This window comes from Yinghuangia aomiensis (assembly GCF_039542225.1).
GTDB lineage: Bacteria > Actinomycetota > Actinomycetes > Streptomycetales > Streptomycetaceae > Yinghuangia > Yinghuangia aomiensis.
In genome coordinates this window covers 38,982-56,835 of sequence record NZ_BAABHS010000028.1, presented here as the reverse complement: position 1 = coordinate 56,835, position 17,854 = coordinate 38,982, and the positions used below count along the sequence as shown (strand labels likewise).

General features: G+C 71.5%; 20 protein-coding genes. 12 read left to right on the top strand and 8 right to left on the bottom strand.

What is annotated here, in order from left to right; translation table 11 throughout:
• Positions 1-14: 14 nt before the first annotated feature.
• The 5 genes from ABEA93_RS31015 to ABEA93_RS30995 all read left to right on the top strand — a co-directional run bounded on the left by ABEA93_RS31015 (position 15) and on the right by ABEA93_RS30995 (position 3,136).
• Positions 15-323 (top strand): hypothetical protein, encoded by a 309-nt coding sequence (locus ABEA93_RS31015; RefSeq protein ID WP_345679178.1) that lies wholly within the window; start codon positions 15-17, stop codon positions 321-323.
• 80 nt (positions 324-403) lie between these two features.
• Complete coding sequence (locus ABEA93_RS31010) at positions 404-973, top strand: DinB family protein (RefSeq protein WP_345679177.1); 570 nt, start codon at positions 404-406, stop codon at positions 971-973.
• A gap of 304 nt (positions 974-1,277) precedes the next feature.
• The gene (locus ABEA93_RS31005; RefSeq protein ID WP_345679176.1) at positions 1,278-1,826 is read left to right on the top strand and encodes a hypothetical protein; all 549 of its coding nucleotides are present in this window, start codon (positions 1,278-1,280) and stop codon (positions 1,824-1,826) included.
• A 163-nt stretch (positions 1,827-1,989) separates the two neighbouring features.
• Entirely contained in the window at positions 1,990-2,637 is a 648-nt protein-coding gene (locus ABEA93_RS31000) for a class F sortase (RefSeq protein ID WP_345679175.1), read from the top strand.
• 229 nt (positions 2,638-2,866) lie between these two features.
• Positions 2,867-3,136 (top strand): hypothetical protein, encoded by a 270-nt coding sequence (locus ABEA93_RS30995; RefSeq protein ID WP_345679174.1) that lies wholly within the window; start codon positions 2,867-2,869, stop codon positions 3,134-3,136.
• Positions 3,137-3,223: 87 nt separating this feature from the next.
• Here ABEA93_RS30995 and ABEA93_RS30990 read toward each other — a convergent pair whose 3' ends face one another.
• The 6 genes from ABEA93_RS30990 to ABEA93_RS30965 form a co-directional block, all read right to left on the bottom strand.
• Positions 3,224-3,952 carry a hypothetical protein gene (locus tag ABEA93_RS30990; RefSeq protein WP_345679173.1) on the bottom strand — a complete coding sequence of 243 codons (729 nt, stop codon included), beginning with the start codon at positions 3,950-3,952 and terminating at the stop codon, positions 3,224-3,226.
• Positions 3,949-4,722 carry a TauD/TfdA dioxygenase family protein gene (locus ABEA93_RS30985; protein WP_345679172.1) on the bottom strand — a complete coding sequence of 258 codons (774 nt, stop codon included), beginning with the start codon at positions 4,720-4,722 and terminating at the stop codon, positions 3,949-3,951. The genes ABEA93_RS30990 and ABEA93_RS30985 overlap by 4 nt, the downstream gene beginning before the upstream one ends.
• 86 nt (positions 4,723-4,808) lie before the next feature.
• Entirely contained in the window at positions 4,809-5,309 is a 501-nt protein-coding gene (locus tag ABEA93_RS30980; RefSeq protein WP_345679171.1) for a nitroreductase family deazaflavin-dependent oxidoreductase, read from the bottom strand.
• A gap of 131 nt (positions 5,310-5,440) precedes the next feature.
• Positions 5,441-6,199 (bottom strand): SDR family NAD(P)-dependent oxidoreductase, encoded by a 759-nt coding sequence (locus tag ABEA93_RS30975; RefSeq protein WP_345679170.1) that lies wholly within the window; start codon positions 6,197-6,199, stop codon positions 5,441-5,443.
• Positions 6,196-7,224 (bottom strand): phosphotransferase family protein, encoded by a 1,029-nt coding sequence (locus tag ABEA93_RS30970; protein WP_345679169.1) that lies wholly within the window; start codon positions 7,222-7,224, stop codon positions 6,196-6,198. The genes ABEA93_RS30975 and ABEA93_RS30970 overlap by 4 nt, the downstream gene beginning before the upstream one ends.
• Positions 7,221-8,414 carry an acyl-CoA dehydrogenase family protein gene (locus ABEA93_RS30965; protein WP_345679168.1) on the bottom strand — a complete coding sequence of 398 codons (1,194 nt, stop codon included), beginning with the start codon at positions 8,412-8,414 and terminating at the stop codon, positions 7,221-7,223. Before ABEA93_RS30965 ends, ABEA93_RS30970 begins: the two co-directional genes overlap by 4 nt.
• A 142-nt stretch (positions 8,415-8,556) precedes the next feature.
• Between ABEA93_RS30965 and ABEA93_RS30960 the strand changes: the two genes are divergently transcribed.
• From ABEA93_RS30960 to ABEA93_RS30950, 3 genes are all read left to right on the top strand, one after another.
• Positions 8,557-9,141, top strand: coding sequence for a TetR/AcrR family transcriptional regulator (locus ABEA93_RS30960; RefSeq protein ID WP_345679167.1), 585 nt, complete (start codon positions 8,557-8,559; stop codon positions 9,139-9,141).
• 122 nt (positions 9,142-9,263) lie between these two features.
• Complete coding sequence (locus tag ABEA93_RS30955) at positions 9,264-9,992, top strand: FadR/GntR family transcriptional regulator (RefSeq protein WP_345679166.1); 729 nt, start codon at positions 9,264-9,266, stop codon at positions 9,990-9,992.
• 89 nt (positions 9,993-10,081) lie between these two features.
• Complete coding sequence (locus tag ABEA93_RS30950) at positions 10,082-11,080, top strand: hypothetical protein (RefSeq protein WP_345679165.1); 999 nt, start codon at positions 10,082-10,084, stop codon at positions 11,078-11,080.
• Positions 11,081-11,097: 17 nt separating this feature from the next.
• Here the strand turns inward: ABEA93_RS30950 and ABEA93_RS30945 are convergent, their stop codons facing one another.
• Positions 11,098-11,976 carry a cyclase family protein gene (locus ABEA93_RS30945; protein WP_345679164.1) on the bottom strand — a complete coding sequence of 293 codons (879 nt, stop codon included), beginning with the start codon at positions 11,974-11,976 and terminating at the stop codon, positions 11,098-11,100.
• A 263-nt stretch (positions 11,977-12,239) separates the two neighbouring features.
• Here ABEA93_RS30945 and ABEA93_RS30940 point away from each other — a divergent pair, with 263 nt between their 5' ends.
• The 4 genes from ABEA93_RS30940 (at position 12,240) to ABEA93_RS30925 (ending at position 16,629) form a co-directional block, all read left to right on the top strand.
• Complete coding sequence (locus tag ABEA93_RS30940; RefSeq protein ID WP_345679163.1) at positions 12,240-13,382, top strand: thiolase family protein; 1,143 nt, start codon at positions 12,240-12,242, stop codon at positions 13,380-13,382.
• Positions 13,383-13,439: 57 nt separating this feature from the next.
• Positions 13,440-13,808 (top strand): Zn-ribbon domain-containing OB-fold protein, encoded by a 369-nt coding sequence (locus ABEA93_RS30935; RefSeq protein ID WP_345679162.1) that lies wholly within the window; start codon positions 13,440-13,442, stop codon positions 13,806-13,808.
• Positions 13,809-13,870: 62 nt separating this feature from the next.
• On the top strand, positions 13,871-15,460 hold the full coding sequence (locus tag ABEA93_RS30930) for an AMP-binding protein (RefSeq protein WP_345679161.1): 1,590 nt from the start codon (positions 13,871-13,873) through the stop codon (positions 15,458-15,460).
• 32 nt (positions 15,461-15,492) lie between these two features.
• Entirely contained in the window at positions 15,493-16,629 is a 1,137-nt protein-coding gene (locus tag ABEA93_RS30925; RefSeq protein WP_345679160.1) for an SMP-30/gluconolactonase/LRE family protein, read from the top strand.
• A 102-nt stretch (positions 16,630-16,731) separates the two neighbouring features.
• On the opposite strand, the gene ABEA93_RS30920 is transcribed toward ABEA93_RS30925, so the two are convergent.
• A complete protein-coding gene (locus ABEA93_RS30920) occupies positions 16,732-17,853 on the bottom strand; it encodes an acyl-CoA dehydrogenase family protein (protein ID WP_345679159.1) in 1,122 nt (373 codons plus the stop codon).
• Between the last annotated feature and the right edge of the window lies 1 nt (position 17,854).

Sequence of the window (17,854 nt, the reverse complement as noted above, 5' to 3'; positions counted from 1 at the left end):
GCTCCCGGTCCGACATGTACGACCGGGTCTGCCTCCGCAGGTACACCATCGCCGTGCCGACGATCCGCCCCGATGCCGTCCGCCAAGACCGTCACCGGCATCGGTGCCCCGTTCTCCCCCGAAGGCAGCGCGCGTCCCTGCTCGCCGACCTCGGCGAGCAGGGACGCGTCATCCTCAACGCCCGCCCCGACGCGGAGCCTGCCCAAGCCGCCTATCGTGCGTGGGGCTACCGGACGATCGGGCAGGGGCGCCCGTGGGCCGGAGCCCGAATCCAGCGCATCATGCTCCTGATGGTGGCGGACTACCGCTCGTCCGCGACGTAGCCGCCGACACAAGAACCACCGTCCGCCATACCGGTCGAGAGCGGATATTCCGCTGGCGTCCGCAAAGCCCGCGGCGAAGGATGGCGGGCATGAGCCAAGAGCCCGAGCGATGGACCCAGGCCACTGTCTACCCCGACATGTGGATGGATCCGGACGACGACCCCCGCAGTGAGACCGCCCCCGAGGGCGAGCGGGCCACGCTGCTGGACTATCTCGCGAACTTCCGGATGACGCTGCTCCTCAAGTGCGACGGCCTCGGCCCGGAGCAGTTGGCGCGGCGGTCGGTGCCGCCGTCGACGATGTCGTTGCTCGGTTTGCTGCGGCATCTCGCCGAGGTCGAGGTGGACTGGCGGAATTGGATCACCGAGGGCGGGGACCCGCTGCCGAAGCTGTACGGCGCCCGGGGCGCGGACTTCGACGGCGTTGCCGAGGCCGACCAGGGCATGGTGGACGGTGCGTTCCGCGATCTCGCGCGGGAGCAGGCCGCGACCGATGCCGCGGTGGCCGGGTTCGCCGACCTGGGTGCGAAGGTGGGCCGGGACCAGGTCGTGGTGCGGGAACTGATGGTCCACCGGATCGAGGAGTACGCCCGGCACTGCGGCCATGCCGACCTGCTGCGCGAGTGCATCGACGGCCGCGTGGGGCAATAGCGGGAGACGGGTGGGCGGCGGGCGGCGTGTGAGGACCTGCCGCCCGTGCGGCGGCGGGCCGGCTCGGTGGTCCTCGTGCCCGCTCCTCCATCCGACGGAACTCGTGCGTGTCGCCGTGTTCCCTGCCAATCCAAGGGTGGCGTGAATCGGATAGTCGGCCTGTATCACCAAGCCGGGGGCCCGCCGACAGGAGCACCACGTGATCACCGACATCCGTCCCCGAGAGCCCCGACGTCCGCGACCTCCTCGACACGCCCGTGCGATCCGCCGCAGACGGCCGGCCGCCGCGGTCGTGGGTGCTGCCGTGTTCGCGCCGCTCGCGCTCTTCCCGGCGGTTGCCTCGGCGGCGGCCGGGGACAACGGCGACGTCAAGATCCACGCGACGACCACGCCGGTGGACGACCAACGGAACGAGCCCAAGGTCTGCCGCTTCTACCTGGACGCGTTCAATTTCGACACGCTCCAGCAGGTCACCTGGACCATCGACCCGCAGCCCGCGAACAGCGGCACCGGGCACCTCGAAGGCACCATCACGCTGGTCGACGGCACCGGGCACACCGCCGCGCTGTCGCTGCCCAACGGGCAGTACAAGCTCACCTGGACGTTCGAAGGCGAGAACGGCGCCGGCAAGCACAAGGTCTTCAAGGTCTCGTGTGTGACCCCGCCGCCGAACACGCCGACCAACACCGACATCTTCGGCAACGTCGTGCCCGTGGGCGGCGCGGACACCGGTGTGGGCAGCACCGTCTCGGGCTCGGACCCGGTGAAGGCGGTCGGCGGCGTGGCGATCGCGGCGGCCGCGCTCGGCGGCGGCGTGTGGCTGCTGCGGCGCGGGCGTCGCAGCGACGGCTGACGAGGAACACCGCGTAGTGACGTACGGATCGGCCCCGCGCCGTCCGCGCCCGGGAAGGCCGCCGGCGCGCCCCGTGACCCGGGCGCGGCGGCGGCCTTCGCCGCGCCGCGGGCGCCGGAACGGCGTACGGCTCACCCGGCGCGGGCGGCTCGCGGTGGTGGGGATGGTGCTGGTGACCGTGTGCTTCGGGGGCAGTCTGGCCGTCGACGGGTTCACCGCGCATGGCGGTCCGCCCGCACCGAGCACCGACGCGCGTCCGCCCGGCCCGGACAGCGCGGCGCCGATGGCCCCGGCGAGTGCGGCCGACGAGCCGCGGCCCGCACCGCCGATGGCGGCGTCGCCGCCGGTGCGGATCGGCATTCCGATGGTGCGCATCGAGGCGCCGGTCGGGACGGTCGGCCTCAACGCCGACGGCACGATCGCCGCACCGCCGTCGGACAACCCGAACTTGGCCGCGTGGTACACGGGTTCGCCGACACCGGGGGCACTCGGCACGGCGGTCGTGGTCGGCCACGTCGACGCGACGGGCGGCCGGGCCGTGTTCTACGACATCGCGACGCTGCACAAGGGGACCACGATCCGGGTGACCCGCCAGGACGGCAGCACGGCGGTCTTCACGGTGTACGGGATCCAGGTCTTCAAGAAAGCCGGCTTCCCCGTCGAACGCGTCTACGGCGGCACGGGTTTCGCCGAACTCCGCATCCTGACGTGCGGCGGCAAGTACGACAGGAAGCAGGGCTACACGGGCAACGTGGTGGTCTTCGCCCGGCTGACGGGGCAGGGGCTGCCGGGGCAGAACATGCCTACGTGAGACGCCGGGGAGAGTGGTCGTGCACACAACGCCCGGTCCACGCCGCAGTGGGCCCGGCCCGACCGCCCGGTATCGCCTCGACGATCAACACCCCGCGATCACCCGAGCAAGCCCCCCGCCCGACGGTAAGTCCCAAGAGCATGCGCGCCGTCCGATCGCCACCGACGCGTGGTCTGCGCGAAGCGGGGCAGTCGATCGTGAGGGGGGCGAACCGGAAAGGGGAACCGACATGCGGCGTCCGACCGCACGTTTCCAGTACGTGCGCCGAGAGCCGGGCCTCGGTGAGTACCTGGCGATGACCATCCCGATGCTGGTGCTTGCCGCGGTCGGCTACGTGGCTCTGCTGGTGCTGCTCGGAGTTGCCGGTGCGGGCGGCGCGGCGGTGGTGTGGCTGTGCGGATTCCTGCTGCTCGGCGGGATCACGCACGGACGGCCGCCGCTCGCCCTGCTGCGCTGGGGGTGGCTGATCGCCGGGGCGTTGGTCGTGCTGACCACGTAATGCCTAGGCCGTGGTGACCACGTCACGCGTTGGCCGTGCCGACCGCGTAACGGGACCGTCTGCCGGGCCGTCCGCCACAAAGGGCCCTCAGCCCGCCCCTCCCAGCGCCCGCGCGAGCATCCCCGTCACCAACCGCACGAAGCCGTCGTGATCGGGTGCGATCTCCCTCTCCCCGCCGCGGACTTCCGCGGCCGGTTCGCCGTCCGCGCCCTCGTCGATCCGCCGGGCCCGGTCGGCCATCACCGCGGCATGCATCTGGACGGCCAGGGCGAGGCGTTCGTCGATGTCGGACACGCCGGAGCGGTCGAGGTGGTCCCGGAGCAAGGCCAAGGTGCGCACGACGGCGGGCGGGGCCGCGGGCGCGCCCGAGCGGACTTGGGCCAGGTGGGACACCTGCGGGAGCAGGCGCAGGTAGTCGCGGCCTTGTGCGGTGTGCAGTTCCTCGGCCGCGGGGCTGACGAGGAGGTCGACGATGACGGCCAGTTCGGCGTGCGGGCGGCCGTCGTCGGTGCCGGGGGGTGCGTAGCGTTCATGGAACGCGTCGAGGGCTTCGTCACGACGCGCGTCGACCTGTTGGCCGTGGCGTGTGGTGACCGCCAGGGCGAGTTCGAGGACGGAGCCGAAGTGGTAGCGCACCGCGGACTTGTTGCGTTGGGCGGCGGCGTCCTGGATCTGCGTCACCGGCACGCCGAGGCCGTGCCGGGCGATCAGGCGGGCGCCGCTGCTCAGCAGCGCCTCGCGGGTGTCGGCGGCGTCGGCCCGCGGCTGCCGGGTGCGGGTGGGCGTACCCGGGGCGACGCGCGAGTCGGCGGTCACGCGGCGGGCGCGAAGATCGTGACGCGGTGCAGGACGCGCTTGGCGGTGCCGTAGTCGTTGACGGCGTAGTGCTGCGTGCAGCGGTTGTCCCACAGTGCGGCGTCGCCGGGCGTCCACGTCCACCGCACGGTGTTCTCCGGGCGTTCGGCGTGGTCGCACAGCATGCGCAGCAGTCCGGTGCTCTCGATCGAGGACATGCCTTCGAAGCGGGTGGTCCAGCCGCGGTTGACGAACAGGGCGCGGCGTCCGGTGACCGGGTGGGTGATGACGGCCGGGTGGGTGTGCTCGCCGGTGGACGGCGGACGGCCGTGCACGGCGCGCAGGCCGTCGACGAGGGTGCGGACCGGCTCGGACAGCGTCTCGTAGGCGCGGTACTGGTCGAGCCACATGGTGTCGCCGCCGCGTTCCGGGCAGGTGCGCATCGACAACAGCGCGCCGGTGGGCGGAGTTTCGGCCCAGGTGACGTCGGTGTGCCAGGCGTTGGCGCGTTCCCTGTCGGCGTCGATCTCGAGGATCTCGCCGTGCGCGCCGAGCACGGTCTGCTGCCGGTGGTCGTCGGCGCGGCCGGGACTGGTGGCCGCGAGGTTGCCGAAGAGGGAGCCGAGGGCGATCAGCCGCTCGTCGTCCAGGTGGGCCTGCGGGAAGAACAGGACTTGGTGCCGCATCCACGCGTCGTTGAGCTGCGCGGCGACGGCGCCGTCGAACGTCTCCGGCAGTCCGGTGACGACGGCGCCGAGCGCCTGCGGCATCGGCGTGATGGTGGGGGACACAGGGGACACAGGGGACACAGCGCCGGCCTCCAGGAGTTAAGGGAATTCCTGATATCTCCGGAGGGTGGCACGGGTGTGTGACCGAGTCAAGAGACCTTGGGCTCGACCGGCTCGGACGGTTCGGACGGTTCGGACGGTTCCGCCGGCTCCAGGACGAACAGCGGGATCTGCCGGTCGGTGTTGCGCTGGTACACGGCGTAGTCCGGGTACGCCTCGACGGCGCGCGCCCACCACAGTTCCTTCTCCGCGCCGGACGCCTCGTGGGCGCGGTACGTGCGCGTGACCGTGCCGTCCTGCAGCTCGACGATGGGCTCCGCGGCCACGGAGGCGTACCAGTGCGGGTTCTCCGGCATGCCGCCCTTCGAGGCGACCGCGGCGTACCGGCCGTCGTGTTCGACGCGCATGACCGGCGTCTTGCGGAGCTTGCCGGTCTTGGCTCCGCGGTACGTCATGAGCACGGTCGGCAGGCCCTGGATCGTCACGCCGTCGGTGGTGCCGGTGTCGATGATCTGCGCGACGTGGTCGCGGACCCAGTCGAGAGCGCTGGGCTCGAAGCCGGCGGTGTCGTCGGCGCGGGTGATGGGCATGGCGGGGCTCCTCGCTCTTGGTTATGCGCATAACTATTATGCGCATAACTATCGAGCCTTGGCGAGCCCCCGCGGCCTCCGCCCCGCACCCGCCGCGGCCCCGCCACAGTCCACCGCCGCGCCACCCAACCTCAGGAGATCGTCAGCCCCCCGTCCACCGTCAGTGTCGTGCCGGTCGTGTAGCCGGCCGCGTCGGACGCCAGGAACACCACGGCGGCGGCGAGTTCGCGCGCGTCGCCGAGGCGGGGGATGGGGAGCCGGGCGATCTGGCCCTCCAGATAGCCGTCCTTGTACTGGTCGGTCATCTCGGACGCGAAGAACCCCGGCGCGATCGCGTTGACCCGGATCCCGCGGCGCGTGCTCCACTGCGCGGCCAAGTCGCGGGTCAGCCCGAGCAGCCCGGCTTTGGACGCCGAATAGGCGGCCTGCGGAAGCCCCGCGGTGACGAGCCCGAGCACGCTGGAGATGTTGACGATCGACCCGCCTTCGGGCATGACGTCGGCGGCGGCTTGGGCCATCCAGTAGGCGCCGGACAGGTTGACGTCCAGAACGGCCTGGAACTGCTCGGGGGTCTCCCGGGCGGCGGGGACCGCAGTGCCGACGCCGGCGTTGTTGACGAGGACCCGGACCGGTCCGAAGTCGGCCGCTGCAGCCGCGAGTTCACGGCATTGCCCGGGTGAGGAAACGTCCGCGCCGACGCACAAGGCCCGTCGCCCGGCCTCCTCGACCGATGCGGCGGCCTCCGCGAGACGGTCGGTACGCCGTGCGGCGAGCACCACGTCGGCGCCGGCTTCGGCGAGAGCGCGGGCGAAGACGACGCCCAAGCCGGAGGAGGCGCCGGTGACGATGGCTACGCGGTCGGTCAGGCGGAAGCTGTCGAGGATGGTCATGCGCTGCCTCCCAGGACCCGCAACCCGGCCGCCGTCAGCGGCTCCACCGCACTGCCCACCGAACCGAACCCGGTGCCGCGGGTCAGCCCCTGTCGGTGGCGGGCGTGGATTCCTTCGGCGATGACCGCGACCTTGAACAGGCCCAGTGCGGTGTAGAACCCCAGGTCGCGGACGTCGCGGCCGCTCGTGGCCGCGTAGCGCTCGGCCAGTCGGTCCGGCGACGGCAATCGCGGGCTCGTCGACGCCGCCGCGTCGGCCAGGACCGGGGCGAAGGCCGGGTTGGCATAGGCCAGATGCAGGCCGAGGTCGGCCAACGGGTCGCCGAGAGTGGCCATTTCCCAGTCGACGACGGCGCGTACGTCCGACGGGTCGTCCGCGGCCAGGATCGCGTTGTCGATGCGGAAGTCGCCGTGCACGATCGACGCGCCGCTCTCCGCCGGGCATGCCTCCGCCAGCCGCGCGTGCAGCTTGTCCACGTCGGGGAGTTCGCGGGTGCGGACCCGCTGCCACTGGTCGTACCAGCGGCGGATCTGCCGGGACAGGTACCCCTCCGCCCGGCCGAAGCCGGCCAAGCCGACCGCGTCGGGGGAGACGGCGTGCAGGCCGGCCAGCGTGTCCACCAGCGCGAACGCGCAATCGGCGATGCGCGTGTCGGGCAGCGCATGAAGGTCCTCCGGGGTCCGGATCACGGCACCCGCGACGTAGTCGAACACCGCGAAAGGCACCCCCACCACCTCCGCCGGCCCGAACGCCACCGCGCGCGCCACCGGCACCGCGCTGCCCGCGAGCGCGTCGACGACCCGGTACTCCCGGGCCATGTCGTGCGCCGACGGCGTGAGGCCGCCCAGCGGCGGGCGCCGCAGCACCCACGTCCGGTGCCCGTCGGTGAGCCGGTACGTCAGGTTCGACCGACCGCCGTGCATCAGCTCCGCCCGCAGACCGCCGTCGAACTCCGGCACGTGGTCGGCGAAGAACCGCTCCAGGGCCGGCAGATCCAGTCCGTCGACCGCGACCGCCCCGCTCATCGGGCGTCCTCCGCATCCAGCCGGCGCACCACGCGGCGCGCGATGGTCCACCGGTGCGTCTCCGACGGCCCGTCGTAGATCCGGAACGGCCTTACCTCGCGCAGGAACCGCCCGAGCAGCACGTCACCCGACACCCCGAGCGCGCCGCAGATCTGGAGCGACCGGTCGACGACCCGCCAGACCGCCTCCGCGCAGAACGTCTTCGCGATCGACGTCGAATGCCCGGACGGGCCGCCCAGGTCGAGGTCCGCGCACGCCTGGAGGATCAGGCCGTGTGCGGCGGCGATGTCGATCTCGTTGTCCGCGATCATCTGCTGCGCCATGCCCAGCTCGGCGAGCCGGGAGCCGAACAGTTCGCGGGTGGAGGCGCGCCGGACCGCGATGTCCTGGGCCCGGCGCGCGATGCCGAGCCACCGCATGCAGTGCGTGGCCCTGGCCGGGCCGAGGCGGACGCGCGCGTACGCGAAGCCCTCGTCGACCTCGCCGAGCACCGCGTCGTCCGGCACGACGCAGTTGTCGAACACCATCTCGGCGTGGCCTCCGAAGAGGCTTTCGTCCAGCGTCTCGATGTGCCGGACGATCTTCATCCCCGGGTTGCCCGCGTCCACGAGGAACATCGTCGCCCCGCCCGCCTCACCCGGCGCCCCCGACGTCCGCGCCATCACGATCGCGAAGCCCGCACCGTCCGCGCCGGTGATGAACCACTTGTGCCCGTCGATACGCCAACCGCCCGGCACCCGCACGGCCTTCGTGGTGAGCGCGGAGGCGTCCGAGCCCGCGCCCGGGGCCGGTTCGGTCATCGCGAAGCAGGAACGCGTCCCGCCCGTCGCGAGCGGACGCAGGTACTGCTCCTTCTGCGCGGGAGTCGCGATGGCCTCCAGCATGTGCATGTTGCCTTCGTCGGGCGCGGCGCAGTTCAGCGCGAGAGGGCCGAGCAGCGAGTAGCCGGCCTCCTCGAACACGAAGGCGCGGTCCCGCATGTCCAGCCCGTGGCCGCCGAACTCCGAGGCGACGTGCGGTGCGAAGACCCCCGCGGCGCGGGCCGCCGCCTGGAGTTCGCGCCGTTCGTCGTCGGAGCGGAGCACGCCGCCGTTCGCCTCCTCGACGGGGACGACGGTGTCCCGGACGAACCGCGCGGTACGCCGCGCCAGTTCGGCCGCGACCGGACCGGGGGTGAGATCGACTGCCATGGAACCCTCCACGCTGACACGTCGGCTAACGGGTATTAGCCGAACATAACAGGAGGCACTGCAAGACGGCGGGATACTATGAGATGGCCAACACGATGTGTGAGCTAGCGACAATTAGCTTCAGGAAAGGCAGGGGTCATCCGTGTCCGGTTCGCCGCGGTCCGACGACATCCGCGCCGCCGCGCTCGACCTGTTCACCAGGCGCGGCTACGAGGCGACGACCATGGCGGACATCGGCGCCGCCGTCGGCATCCGCGGTCCCAGCCTCTACAAGCACGTCGCCTCCAAGCAGGACCTGCTGGCCGGCCTCATCACCGGTGCGATGAACGACCTGCTCGCACTGCACCGCGCCGCCGTCGCCACCACCGCGGATCCGGTCGAGCGGCTGCGCCGGGCGACCGAGGCGCATGTGCGCTACCACGCCCGGCACCGCAAGGAGGCGTTCGTCGGCACCCGCGAGCTGCGCAGCCTTCAGGAGCCGCACCGCTCCGACGTGCTCGCGCTGCGTGCGGCGTACGAGTCGGGCTTCCGCGAGCTGGTGAACGCCGGGGTGGAAGCGGGCCGGTTCCGGGTCGCGTCCGCGCGGCTGACGTCGTACGCGATCCTGGACCTCGGCATGGGCGTCGCGGTGTGGTTCCGCGAGGACGGCGAGATCGGCGAGGATGCCGTGGTGTGGGAGTACGGCGAACTCGCGCTGCGCATCGCCGGCGCCGGCCTGCCGGACTGAGCCCCTGTGGCTGCGACCTTGATGGGGCGACTCATCTTGCGCTCAACGGCAGCAAAGGCCTGGATTCGCTAGGATGAACCCCTGAATAAGTATCCTTTTTCGTGGGAAGGGCGGCACGGCGTATGCAGGAGGGAGGCAGTCAGCGGCTCGCCGAGACGGTGGCCGCGCGGATCGAGAAGGACATCGTCTCGTCGGGCTGGAGCACCGGCACCGTCCTGGGGTCCGAGCGCGAGCTGATCGAGCGGTACGGGGTGAGCCGGGCGGTCTTCCGCGAAGCCGTACGCCTCGTCGAGCACCACCAGATGGCCCGCATGAGGCGCGGCCCCGGCGGCGGTCTCGTCGTCACCGAACCGGACCCGGGCATCGTGCGCGACGCCGCGCGCGTCTATCTGCGCCGCGCGGCGGTCAGCCGCCGGCAGCTGTTCGACGCCCGGATGGCCCTCGAACTCGCGGGCGTGACGGCCGCCGCGGAGAAACTCACCGAGCCGGGCATTGCCCGGCTGGCCGAATCGCTGGCCACCGAACGGGACTTGATCGACCGCGGCGTCACCCTCGGGCATGCGCGCAACCTGCACAGCGTGATCGCCGAACTCGCGGGCAACCCGGCGCTGACCCTGTTCGTCGAGGTGCTCGCACAGCTCGACCAGGACATGGTGCAGCAGGAGTGGGAGTCGGGCGAGCAGTCCGACGAAGGCCTGCGCGAGGGAGCGCTGCGTTCGCACGAGGCGCACGAGGCGATCGTGGAGGCCATCGTCGGCGGCGACGCCGCGCTCGCCCAGCACCGGATGCGGCGCCACTTGCAGGCGATCGCCGCCCTTCTGGACGACGAAGCGGCCGACGAGCAGGAGTGAGCCGGGTCGGTTCGGCGGCTGCGACCGTCTTGGCGCAAGCACGCCCGGGGCGGTCCCGGCGTCTGCCGGGGTGGCGTAGCGTTCGCGAGATGAGCTGTCGGACGGCATACATCCTCCGTGATGCGGATGGCAGATGCCTGGTCACCGCGGAGAAGCACAGCTGGTGGGATCTCGGCCGTGCGGAGCACGTCGACGGCATGCTGGAGATGATCCGCCGCACCGGCATACCGACGGACGACGGACGCGCTGCCGACTTCGTCGACGGCTGGCACTGCCGGGCCGTCGCGATCGACATGGTCGAACGCCGTGTGCGCCACTTTCAGTGCGGAATGTCCCTGCACAGTGCCGCCCACGCCGACAGCTTCGCGGCGTGGGTTGCGGCGGCCCCGGTGTGGTCGGGCTGGGATGTCGGCTACGCGTGGGGAGGCCGACAGGGGCTTCTCGACGTCGTGCCGCAGGCCGCACCCGCCGTGGCGCCCGACGACCCGGCTCCGGCGGACGTCCCGCTCGCCGCCCTGTGCGCGCGCGACGAGTGGTTTGTCGGGTGGGACGCCGGGCGGTCCGAGATCACCGTGAAGTACGCGGAGTCTTCCGCGGATTGGTTCCATTCCTGCTGCTCGGTCGTCAGTGTCGTCCGGCCCGACGACGTGGTGCTGGACTACCGCCTGGAGTACTGGGACGTCGTCGGCTGGCTCACCCGCCACGGCGAGGCGGTGGTTCCGGCGTTGTCGGCCGAAGCCCCGTACCCGCTGCCCGGCGAATCCACCGTCGGTCGAAGCGCGGGCGCGGTCCTCGACACGGCATCTCGGCGTCTGCGCTATTGGACGGCGGACTCGGTTCCCCCGGCAGCGCACGAGCGGCTGGCCGCCGCATGGCCGGGGTGGCGCACGGAACGCCTGCCCTACGGCTACCCGGGCCACTTGGCCTGCACGGGCCGGACGGACCACGACGCTCTCAGTTCACCTGAGCAACTCCGCGGCGAAGGCTGGGACGATGCCCTCCTCGCCCACCGGGACGCGGGCCGCCGACGGTTGGCGGTCCCCGCCGACACCCTGCGTGCCTGCCGCATCGTGGTGGTGGACGACTGAGGCAGCCGAACGCCCCTTCAGGCCACCGCGACAGGCCGCAGCGGTGACCCCGTCCCCCCGCGGATCGTCAGCGGCAGGCCCATGAACAGGAACTCGGTGATGCCGTCGGCGGCCAGTTCCTCGCAGTTCACCCATTCCATGATGTGGATGCCGTGCTCGTGCAGCAGGTACACATGCACCGGGAACGGGTTGGCCGGGTCCGGGGACGGCATGCGTTCGAATGACAGGGTGTCGGCGCCGACGTAGCGGGCGCCTTGGGCGACCAGCCAGTGGGCGCCGTCGAGGGCGACGCCGCTGCCGTCGCTCAGCGCACGGATCTTCTTGATGTCCGGCCAGTACTTCATCTGCCCGGTGCGCACCAGCACGATGTCGCCGTCCCGGACCTCCACGCCGCCCGCCTCGGCGGCCTGGCGGAGGTGTTCCTCGCCGATCCCGAAGTGCGGCGGCAGGACGTCGACGCCGAGCGCCTTGGGGATGTCGAGCAGCACGCCCCGGCCGATGATCGCCGGCAGCTCCGACGCGTCGCCGCTTTCCGCGCCGTAGTTGCCCATCGCGTCACGTGCGGACACGCCGCCGTGCCATTCGTCGTTGTCGCCGCACGTGATGTGGCACAGCGCGTCGATGTGCGTTCCGGTGTGCAGGCCGCCGGAGACCAGCTCGGACGTGTAGCCGATCTGCTCCTGGTTGCGCTCCGGGTCGTCGAAGGGGAAGCGCTTCTCGCTGCGCTGCGCCTGCGGCGAGTTGTAGGTGACCACCTCGAAGCGCGGATACCCGGCGAAGCTCGGCATGTGCCGCCACCAGCCCGATGACAGGTCGTAGACGGTGCCCCGGGTGGGGAGGGCGAGGCTGCCGAGGAGGTCGGCCGCGCCGAGGCGCGGCGGAACCGGCGAAGTCATGGAGCGTCCCTTTCGCGAGTCGCTGCCGGGGCGCCGGAGACGCCCCCGCTGAACACGCCATGCCCGACGTGTCGACACAAGTTCAGTGTACTCAACAGCTGGCAAAGGTCCAGGGTTGCGGCACCGTAGCCCTCGGTGGGCTGCCTGGTTGGCGCCGATCGCGGCAATTTCCGCCCCGTCGGCGCCCGATGACCATTGTGTGGCCGTCGGTAAAGAGGATACTCTTTTCGTGTTTGGGTGGGGTCGACAAGAGAGGGCTTCCCGTGCTCAAGGACATCGGGCGGGCGCTGCAAGGCGTCGCCGTCGTCGGCGCGTTCAACACGCCGCAGGCGCGGACGCTGCCGGGACGGACCTCGGCGTCGGTGACGCTGGAAGCCGCGAAGGGCGCGCTGGCCCAGGCCGGTCTCGCCATGGCGGACGTCGACGGGTTCAACATCACCGTCGGGCTGGACGCGGAGGCAAGCGCCGCGTTCGCCTACGACGTCGGTGCCGAGCACTTCTGGATCGGCCACGAGATGGACGGCGTGCAAGCGGTCCTGGAAGCCGCGCTCGCGGTCGCGTCCGGCGAATGCGCGGTCGCGCTGATCGCCAGCGGCCAAGCGTCGCTCTACACCGACCGCGCGTCGACGGCGCCGTGGACCCGTCCCACGAACGAGTTCATCGAGACGTGGGGCCTGCACACCGCCGTCGAATGGGCCCTGCCCGCCCAGCGCTACCTGCACGAGTTCGGCATCAAGCCCGAGGACGTGGCGCACATCCCCGCCACGATCCGCAACTACGGCGCCGTGAACCCCAACGCCGTCTACTACGGCCGCGGCCCGTTCACCCCCGACGACATCCTCGCGTCCCGCATGGTCGCCTCGCCCTACCGGCTGCTCGACTGCGCGACGACCTCCGAAGGCGGCAGCGCCATCGTGCTGACCGATAGGGAACGGGCCCGCGACCTGCCCGCGGCGCCGATCCGGCTGCTCGGCGGCGGCCGTGAGGAGTGGGGTCCGACGTACGTCAACCCGCCCGCGTACCGCCGCACCGGCCCGGTCGGCCGCCGCGCCGCCGACGCGGCCTTCGCGCAGGCCGGCATCGCCCGCGACGACGTCGACGTCTTCGAGGTCTACGACAACTTCACCTACGAGATCCCCCGCTACTTCGAGGCCTACGGATACTGCGCGCCGGGGGAAGGCGCACAGCTCCTGTCGCCCGAGAACATCCGCCTCGACGGCCGCTACCCGATCTGCACCGACGGGGGCGTCATGGCGCACTCGCACACCGGCTATTCGCAACTCACCCAGAAAGTCGTCCGCGCCGTCCAGCAATTGCGCGGCACCGCGAACGTCAACCAGGTTCCCGGCGCGAAGATCGCGCTTGCCAACTGGCCGAAAGGCCTGCTGCTCATGACCTCGGAGTGACCTGTGAACCCTGACTCCCCTTCACCGGCACAACGGCCGATTCCGGTGCCGACCCCGTTGTCCGCCCCTTTCTGGCAAGGCTGCGCGGAAGGAAAACTGCGCTACCAGGAATGCGAAGACTGCGGCCGCGCCATTTTCAAACCGCAGGACTTCTGCCCGAACTGCCTCGGTATCCGGCTCACCTGGCGGGAGAGTTCCGGGAGCGGCGAGGTCTACAGCTACTCCGTCGTCTGGCGGCCGCAAACCCCCGCATTCGAAGTTCCTTACGTCGTGGCCATCGTCGAACTCGCCGAGGGCTTTCAGATGCTTACCAACGTGGTGAACTGCGAGCCCGACGCGGTGTATTGCGGCATGCCCGTGTCCGTGGTGTTCGCCCCGGTCGCCGACGACATCGCGCTGCCGTTCTTCGCACCGTCGCCCGCCTGACCGGCCGGCCCGACCACCCACCTCAACCCCTCCCGACGGCCGGACGGTGACGCATGAACGGCATGGCATTCTCCGAACTGACCCCGACGGCCTTCGCTGCCCGCGCCGCCGCGGTCTTCGCGGACCGTCCGGCCGTCGTGGACGGCGGACTCCGGTTCACCTACGCCGAGCTGTGGCAGCGCAGCACCCGCCTCGCGGGAGCGCTCGCGGCGCACGGCGTACGGCCGGGCGACCGGGTCGCCGTCCTCGCGCCGAACACGCACGTCCTGCTGGAAGCGCACTACGGCGTCCCGCTCGCGGGCGCCGTCCTGGTCGCGCTCAACACCCGGCTGGCGCCCGCGGAGATCGCGTACATCCTCGGCCACAGCGGCGCCGCCACGGTCGTCGTCGACGCCGAATACCGCGACCTCCTCGCCGCCGCGTTGCGCGCCGATCCGAGTCTGCGGCCCACCGTCGTCGAGTCCGGCGGCGGCGCCGACGCGTACGAAGCGCTGCTGGCCGCCGCCGACCCCCTCGCGCTGCCCGTCGCCGACGAGAAGTCCCTGCTGTCGCTCAACTACACGAGCGGCACCACCGGGCGTCCCAAGGGCGTCATGTACCACCACCGCGGCGCCTACCTCCAAGCCCTCGCCATGGCGTACCAGGCCAAGCTGGACACCTCGTCCCGCTACTTGTGGACGCTGCCGATGTTCCACACCAACGGCTGGTGCTTCCCGTGGGCGGTCACCGCGGCCGGCGGCGTCCACCACTGCCTGCGCAAGGTCGACGCGGCCGCGATCTGGCGGGCCATCCGCGAGGACGGCGTCACACACTTCTGCGCCGCACCCACCGTGCTCGCGATGCTGGCCGCCGACCCCGCCGCGGGCCTCCCCGCCGAGCGGGAGCACCGCGTGCAGGCCTTCGCGGGCGGCGCACCGCCCGCACCCGCCCTGCTCGCCGAACTCGGCGCCGCGGGTGTGGAGATCCACCATCTCTACGGGCTGACCGAAACGTTCGGCCCGGCCGTGGTCTGCGCTCCGCAGCCCGAGTGGCGCGGCCTCCCCGCCGAACGCCGTGCCGCGCTCACCGCCCGGCAGGGCATCGCCAACATCGTCGCCGAACCCGTGCGCGTCGTCGACGAATCCGGCACGGACGTGCCCGCGGACGGCGCGGCGCTCGGCGAGATCGTGCTGCGCGGCAACAACGTCATGCTCGGCTACTACCGCGACCCGGAGGCGACCGCCGCCGCCTGCACCGCCGACGGCTGGTTCCGCACCGGCGACCTCGGCGTCCTGCACCCCGACGGCTACGTCGAACTCCGCGACCGCGCCAAAGACGTGATCATCTCCGGCGGCGAGAACGTCACCTCCGTCGAAGTCGAACACACCCTCGCCCGCCACCCGGCCGTCCTCGACGCCGCGGTGGTCGGAGCACCCCACCCCAAATGGGGCGAAGTCCCGGTCGCCTACGTGACACTCCGCGCCGGGACCTCGGCGGACGAAGCCGAACTGATCGCTTTCGTCCGGGACCGCATCGCCAAGTTCAAAGCACCCCACCGGGTCGTCTTCGGCGACCTGCCCAAAACCTCGACCGGCAAGATCCAGAAGGCCCTGCTGCGCACGCACGCCGCCGGGCCCCTGGGTACCGAGCCCTGGCACCGGGAGAACACATGACAGGACACACGACCGGACAACCGACAGGAGAGGTGACCGAGAACAGCACGTCAAGCAAGAGCAAGAGCAGCAAGAACAGCAAGAACAGCAAGAACCGTACGACAGCCGGGAACAACCGCAAGAACCTCGCCCTCGCCGCCGCCTTCGCCATCGTGCTCGGCGCCGGCGGCGCGGCGGCGACGACCGCCGCGATGGCCGACCCGGCGGACGGCAAAAGCTCCAACGGCAACGCCGCCGGCCGCGGCCAAGGCCCGCGCGAAGTCCCCGCGACGCGCTACGCCAAGGTCGCGGACCTCGACCCGCCGTCCGGCTTCGGTCCGCTCACCGTGCTGGAAGGCCCCGCGTTCGGCCCCGACGGCAAGCTGTACTTCGTCGACCTCACCGCGCCCGCGGGCGGCCCCAAGATCCTCAAGTTCGACGTGCGCACGAAGGCCGTCACCCCGGTCCACCGCGACGCCGACAGCGGCTTCTCGTCGCTCCAGTTCAGCCCGGCCGACGGCAAGATCTACGCGACCGACTTCAAGAACGGCAAGATCGACCGGCTCAATCCGGACGGCAGCGGCTTCACCACCGTCTTCTCCGGCCCCGTCGAGGGCCGCACGATGGTCCCCGACGACCTGGCCTTCGACAAGGCCGGGAACATGTATGTGGCCGACTACCACGGCTCGCCGTGGGACCCGACCGGCCGCATCGTGCGGTTCGACGCCGACGGCACCCATCCGACGGTGCTGCAGGGCGGACTGTCCGCGCCGAACGGCATCTCGTTCAACGCCGACTACTCGGCGCTGTGGGTCGGTGAGTACAGCACCGGCCGCGAAGCCCTGTTCACCCTCGCGCCGGACGGCAAGAGCGTGGTGGAGAGCCGGGTGGCGATGACCGCGAACATCGGCGGCCACGGCTTCGACTCCAACGCGGTCGACGCCGCCAGCAACGTCTACCAGGTCGTGATCGGCACCGGGAAGATCCTCGTCTGGAACGACCACGGCGACCTGATCGGCACGATCGTGGTGCCGGACGAGCGCGGCTGGGAGCCCCTCGTCAGCAACCTCGTCATCAAGCCGGGCACCACCGACGGCTTCATCACGGTCGGCGGCAAGGACGGCGGCTACATCTACACGTTCCGCGCCTTCGCCCCGGGCACCCCGCAGTCCAACGGCGGCGGCGCCTGACCCGCGGTCCGCGTGAGGCCCGCCGCGCGCGGCGGGCCTCACACCCGGGCCTGGACCCCGCCGTCCCGGGGGAGGACGGCCCGGTGCCGGTCTCGGTGCGGGTCAGCGCTCCAAGCCGAACGCCTGGCGGGCGACGAGCCCGCGCATCATTTCGGACGTGCCGCCGCCGATCGTCTCGAGGATCGCCTGGCGCCACATGAACTCCACGTCGGTGCCCTTCACCAGCGCCTCCGGCGACCCGAACTCCAGGGCCGCGCGGGCGATGTCCTGGGTCAGGAGGGTGCCGGCCAGCTTGTGGTAGGCCGCCGGGACCGCGGACGGCTGCCCGCTGATGATCTCGCCGAGCAGCGCCAGCCCGAGCGCCTCGACCTCGGCGACCTTGACCGCCAGATCGCCCAGCGTGCGGCGCACCACCGGATCGCCGTCGAGGCCGGTGTCCCGGACCCACGCGGCGAGGTCCTGCAAGTCGCGGCGGAGCCGCTTCGGCGGGAACTGCACGTGCCGTTCCACGGCGAGCGCGGAACCGGCGACCTGCCAGCCGTGGTTCTCCTCACCCACCCGGTTCTCCGCGGGCACGCGCACGCCGTCGAACCGCACTTCGTTGAGGCGGCCTCCGTCGTGCGTGGGGATCGGCGACACCGACACCCCCGGATGGTCGAGCGGCACGATGAGGATGCTGAGCCCGCGCGCCCGGCTGTCGGCCGGTCCGGTGCGGCACAGCAGCCAGATGTAGTCGGACCAATGCGCGTTGGACGTCCAGCACTTCGCGCCGTCGACGACGTACTGGGCGTCGGACACGCGCCGTGCCTGGGTGCGGACCGACGCCAGGTCGGAGCCCGCGTCGGGTTCCGAGTAGCCGAGGCAGAAGTTGATCCGGCCGAGCCGCAGGTCCGGCAGGAAGCGCTCGCACTGGTCGGGGGTTCCGTGGCCCATCAGGGCCTTGGCGACCAGGCCGGGGCCCATCGGGGGACGGGCGACACGGGCGTAGGCCATCTCGTCCCACAGGATGAACTCGTAGGCGGGGGAGAGGCCCGCGCCGCCGAACTCCTCCGGCCAGGACAGCGACAGCCAGCCGCGCTCGCCGAGCGCCCGGTAGAGGTCCCGCAGGCCCGCCCCGGTGTGGTCGCCGCGGTGGAAGTAGCCCTGCAGGTCTTGGTAGTCGGCGAGGAAGTCCAGGACCTCTTTGCGGAAGTCCTCTTCTTCACGGGTGAATCCGAAGTCCATG

Bases quoted from the DNA above. Each gene is read 5' to 3' on its own strand.
- ABEA93_RS31015 (WP_345679178.1), top strand. From the start codon at position 15: ATGTACGACCGGGTCTGCCTCCGCAGGTACACCATCGCCGTGCCGACG.
- ABEA93_RS31010 (WP_345679177.1), top strand. From the start codon at position 404: ATGGCGGGCATGAGCCAAGAGCCCGAGCGATGGACCCAGGCCACTGTC.
- ABEA93_RS31000 (WP_345679175.1), top strand. From the start codon at position 1,990: ATGGTGCTGGTGACCGTGTGCTTCGGGGGCAGTCTGGCCGTCGACGGG.
- ABEA93_RS30995 (WP_345679174.1), top strand. From the start codon at position 2,867: ATGCGGCGTCCGACCGCACGTTTCCAGTACGTGCGCCGAGAGCCGGGC.
- ABEA93_RS30980 (WP_345679171.1), bottom strand. From the start codon at position 5,309: ATGCCCATCACCCGCGCCGACGACACCGCCGGCTTCGAGCCCAGCGCT.
- ABEA93_RS30975 (WP_345679170.1), bottom strand. From the start codon at position 6,199: ATGACCATCCTCGACAGCTTCCGCCTGACCGACCGCGTAGCCATCGTC.
- ABEA93_RS30970 (WP_345679169.1), bottom strand. From the start codon at position 7,224: ATGAGCGGGGCGGTCGCGGTCGACGGACTGGATCTGCCGGCCCTGGAG.
- ABEA93_RS30965 (WP_345679168.1), bottom strand. From the start codon at position 8,414: ATGGCAGTCGATCTCACCCCCGGTCCGGTCGCGGCCGAACTGGCGCGG.
- ABEA93_RS30955 (WP_345679166.1), top strand. From the start codon at position 9,264: ATGCAGGAGGGAGGCAGTCAGCGGCTCGCCGAGACGGTGGCCGCGCGG.
- ABEA93_RS30950 (WP_345679165.1), top strand. From the start codon at position 10,082: ATGAGCTGTCGGACGGCATACATCCTCCGTGATGCGGATGGCAGATGC.
- ABEA93_RS30945 (WP_345679164.1), bottom strand. From the start codon at position 11,976: ATGACTTCGCCGGTTCCGCCGCGCCTCGGCGCGGCCGACCTCCTCGGC.
- ABEA93_RS30930 (WP_345679161.1), top strand. From the start codon at position 13,871: ATGGCATTCTCCGAACTGACCCCGACGGCCTTCGCTGCCCGCGCCGCC.
- ABEA93_RS30920 (WP_345679159.1), bottom strand. From the start codon at position 17,853: ATGGACTTCGGATTCACCCGTGAAGAAGAGGACTTCCGCAAAGAGGTC.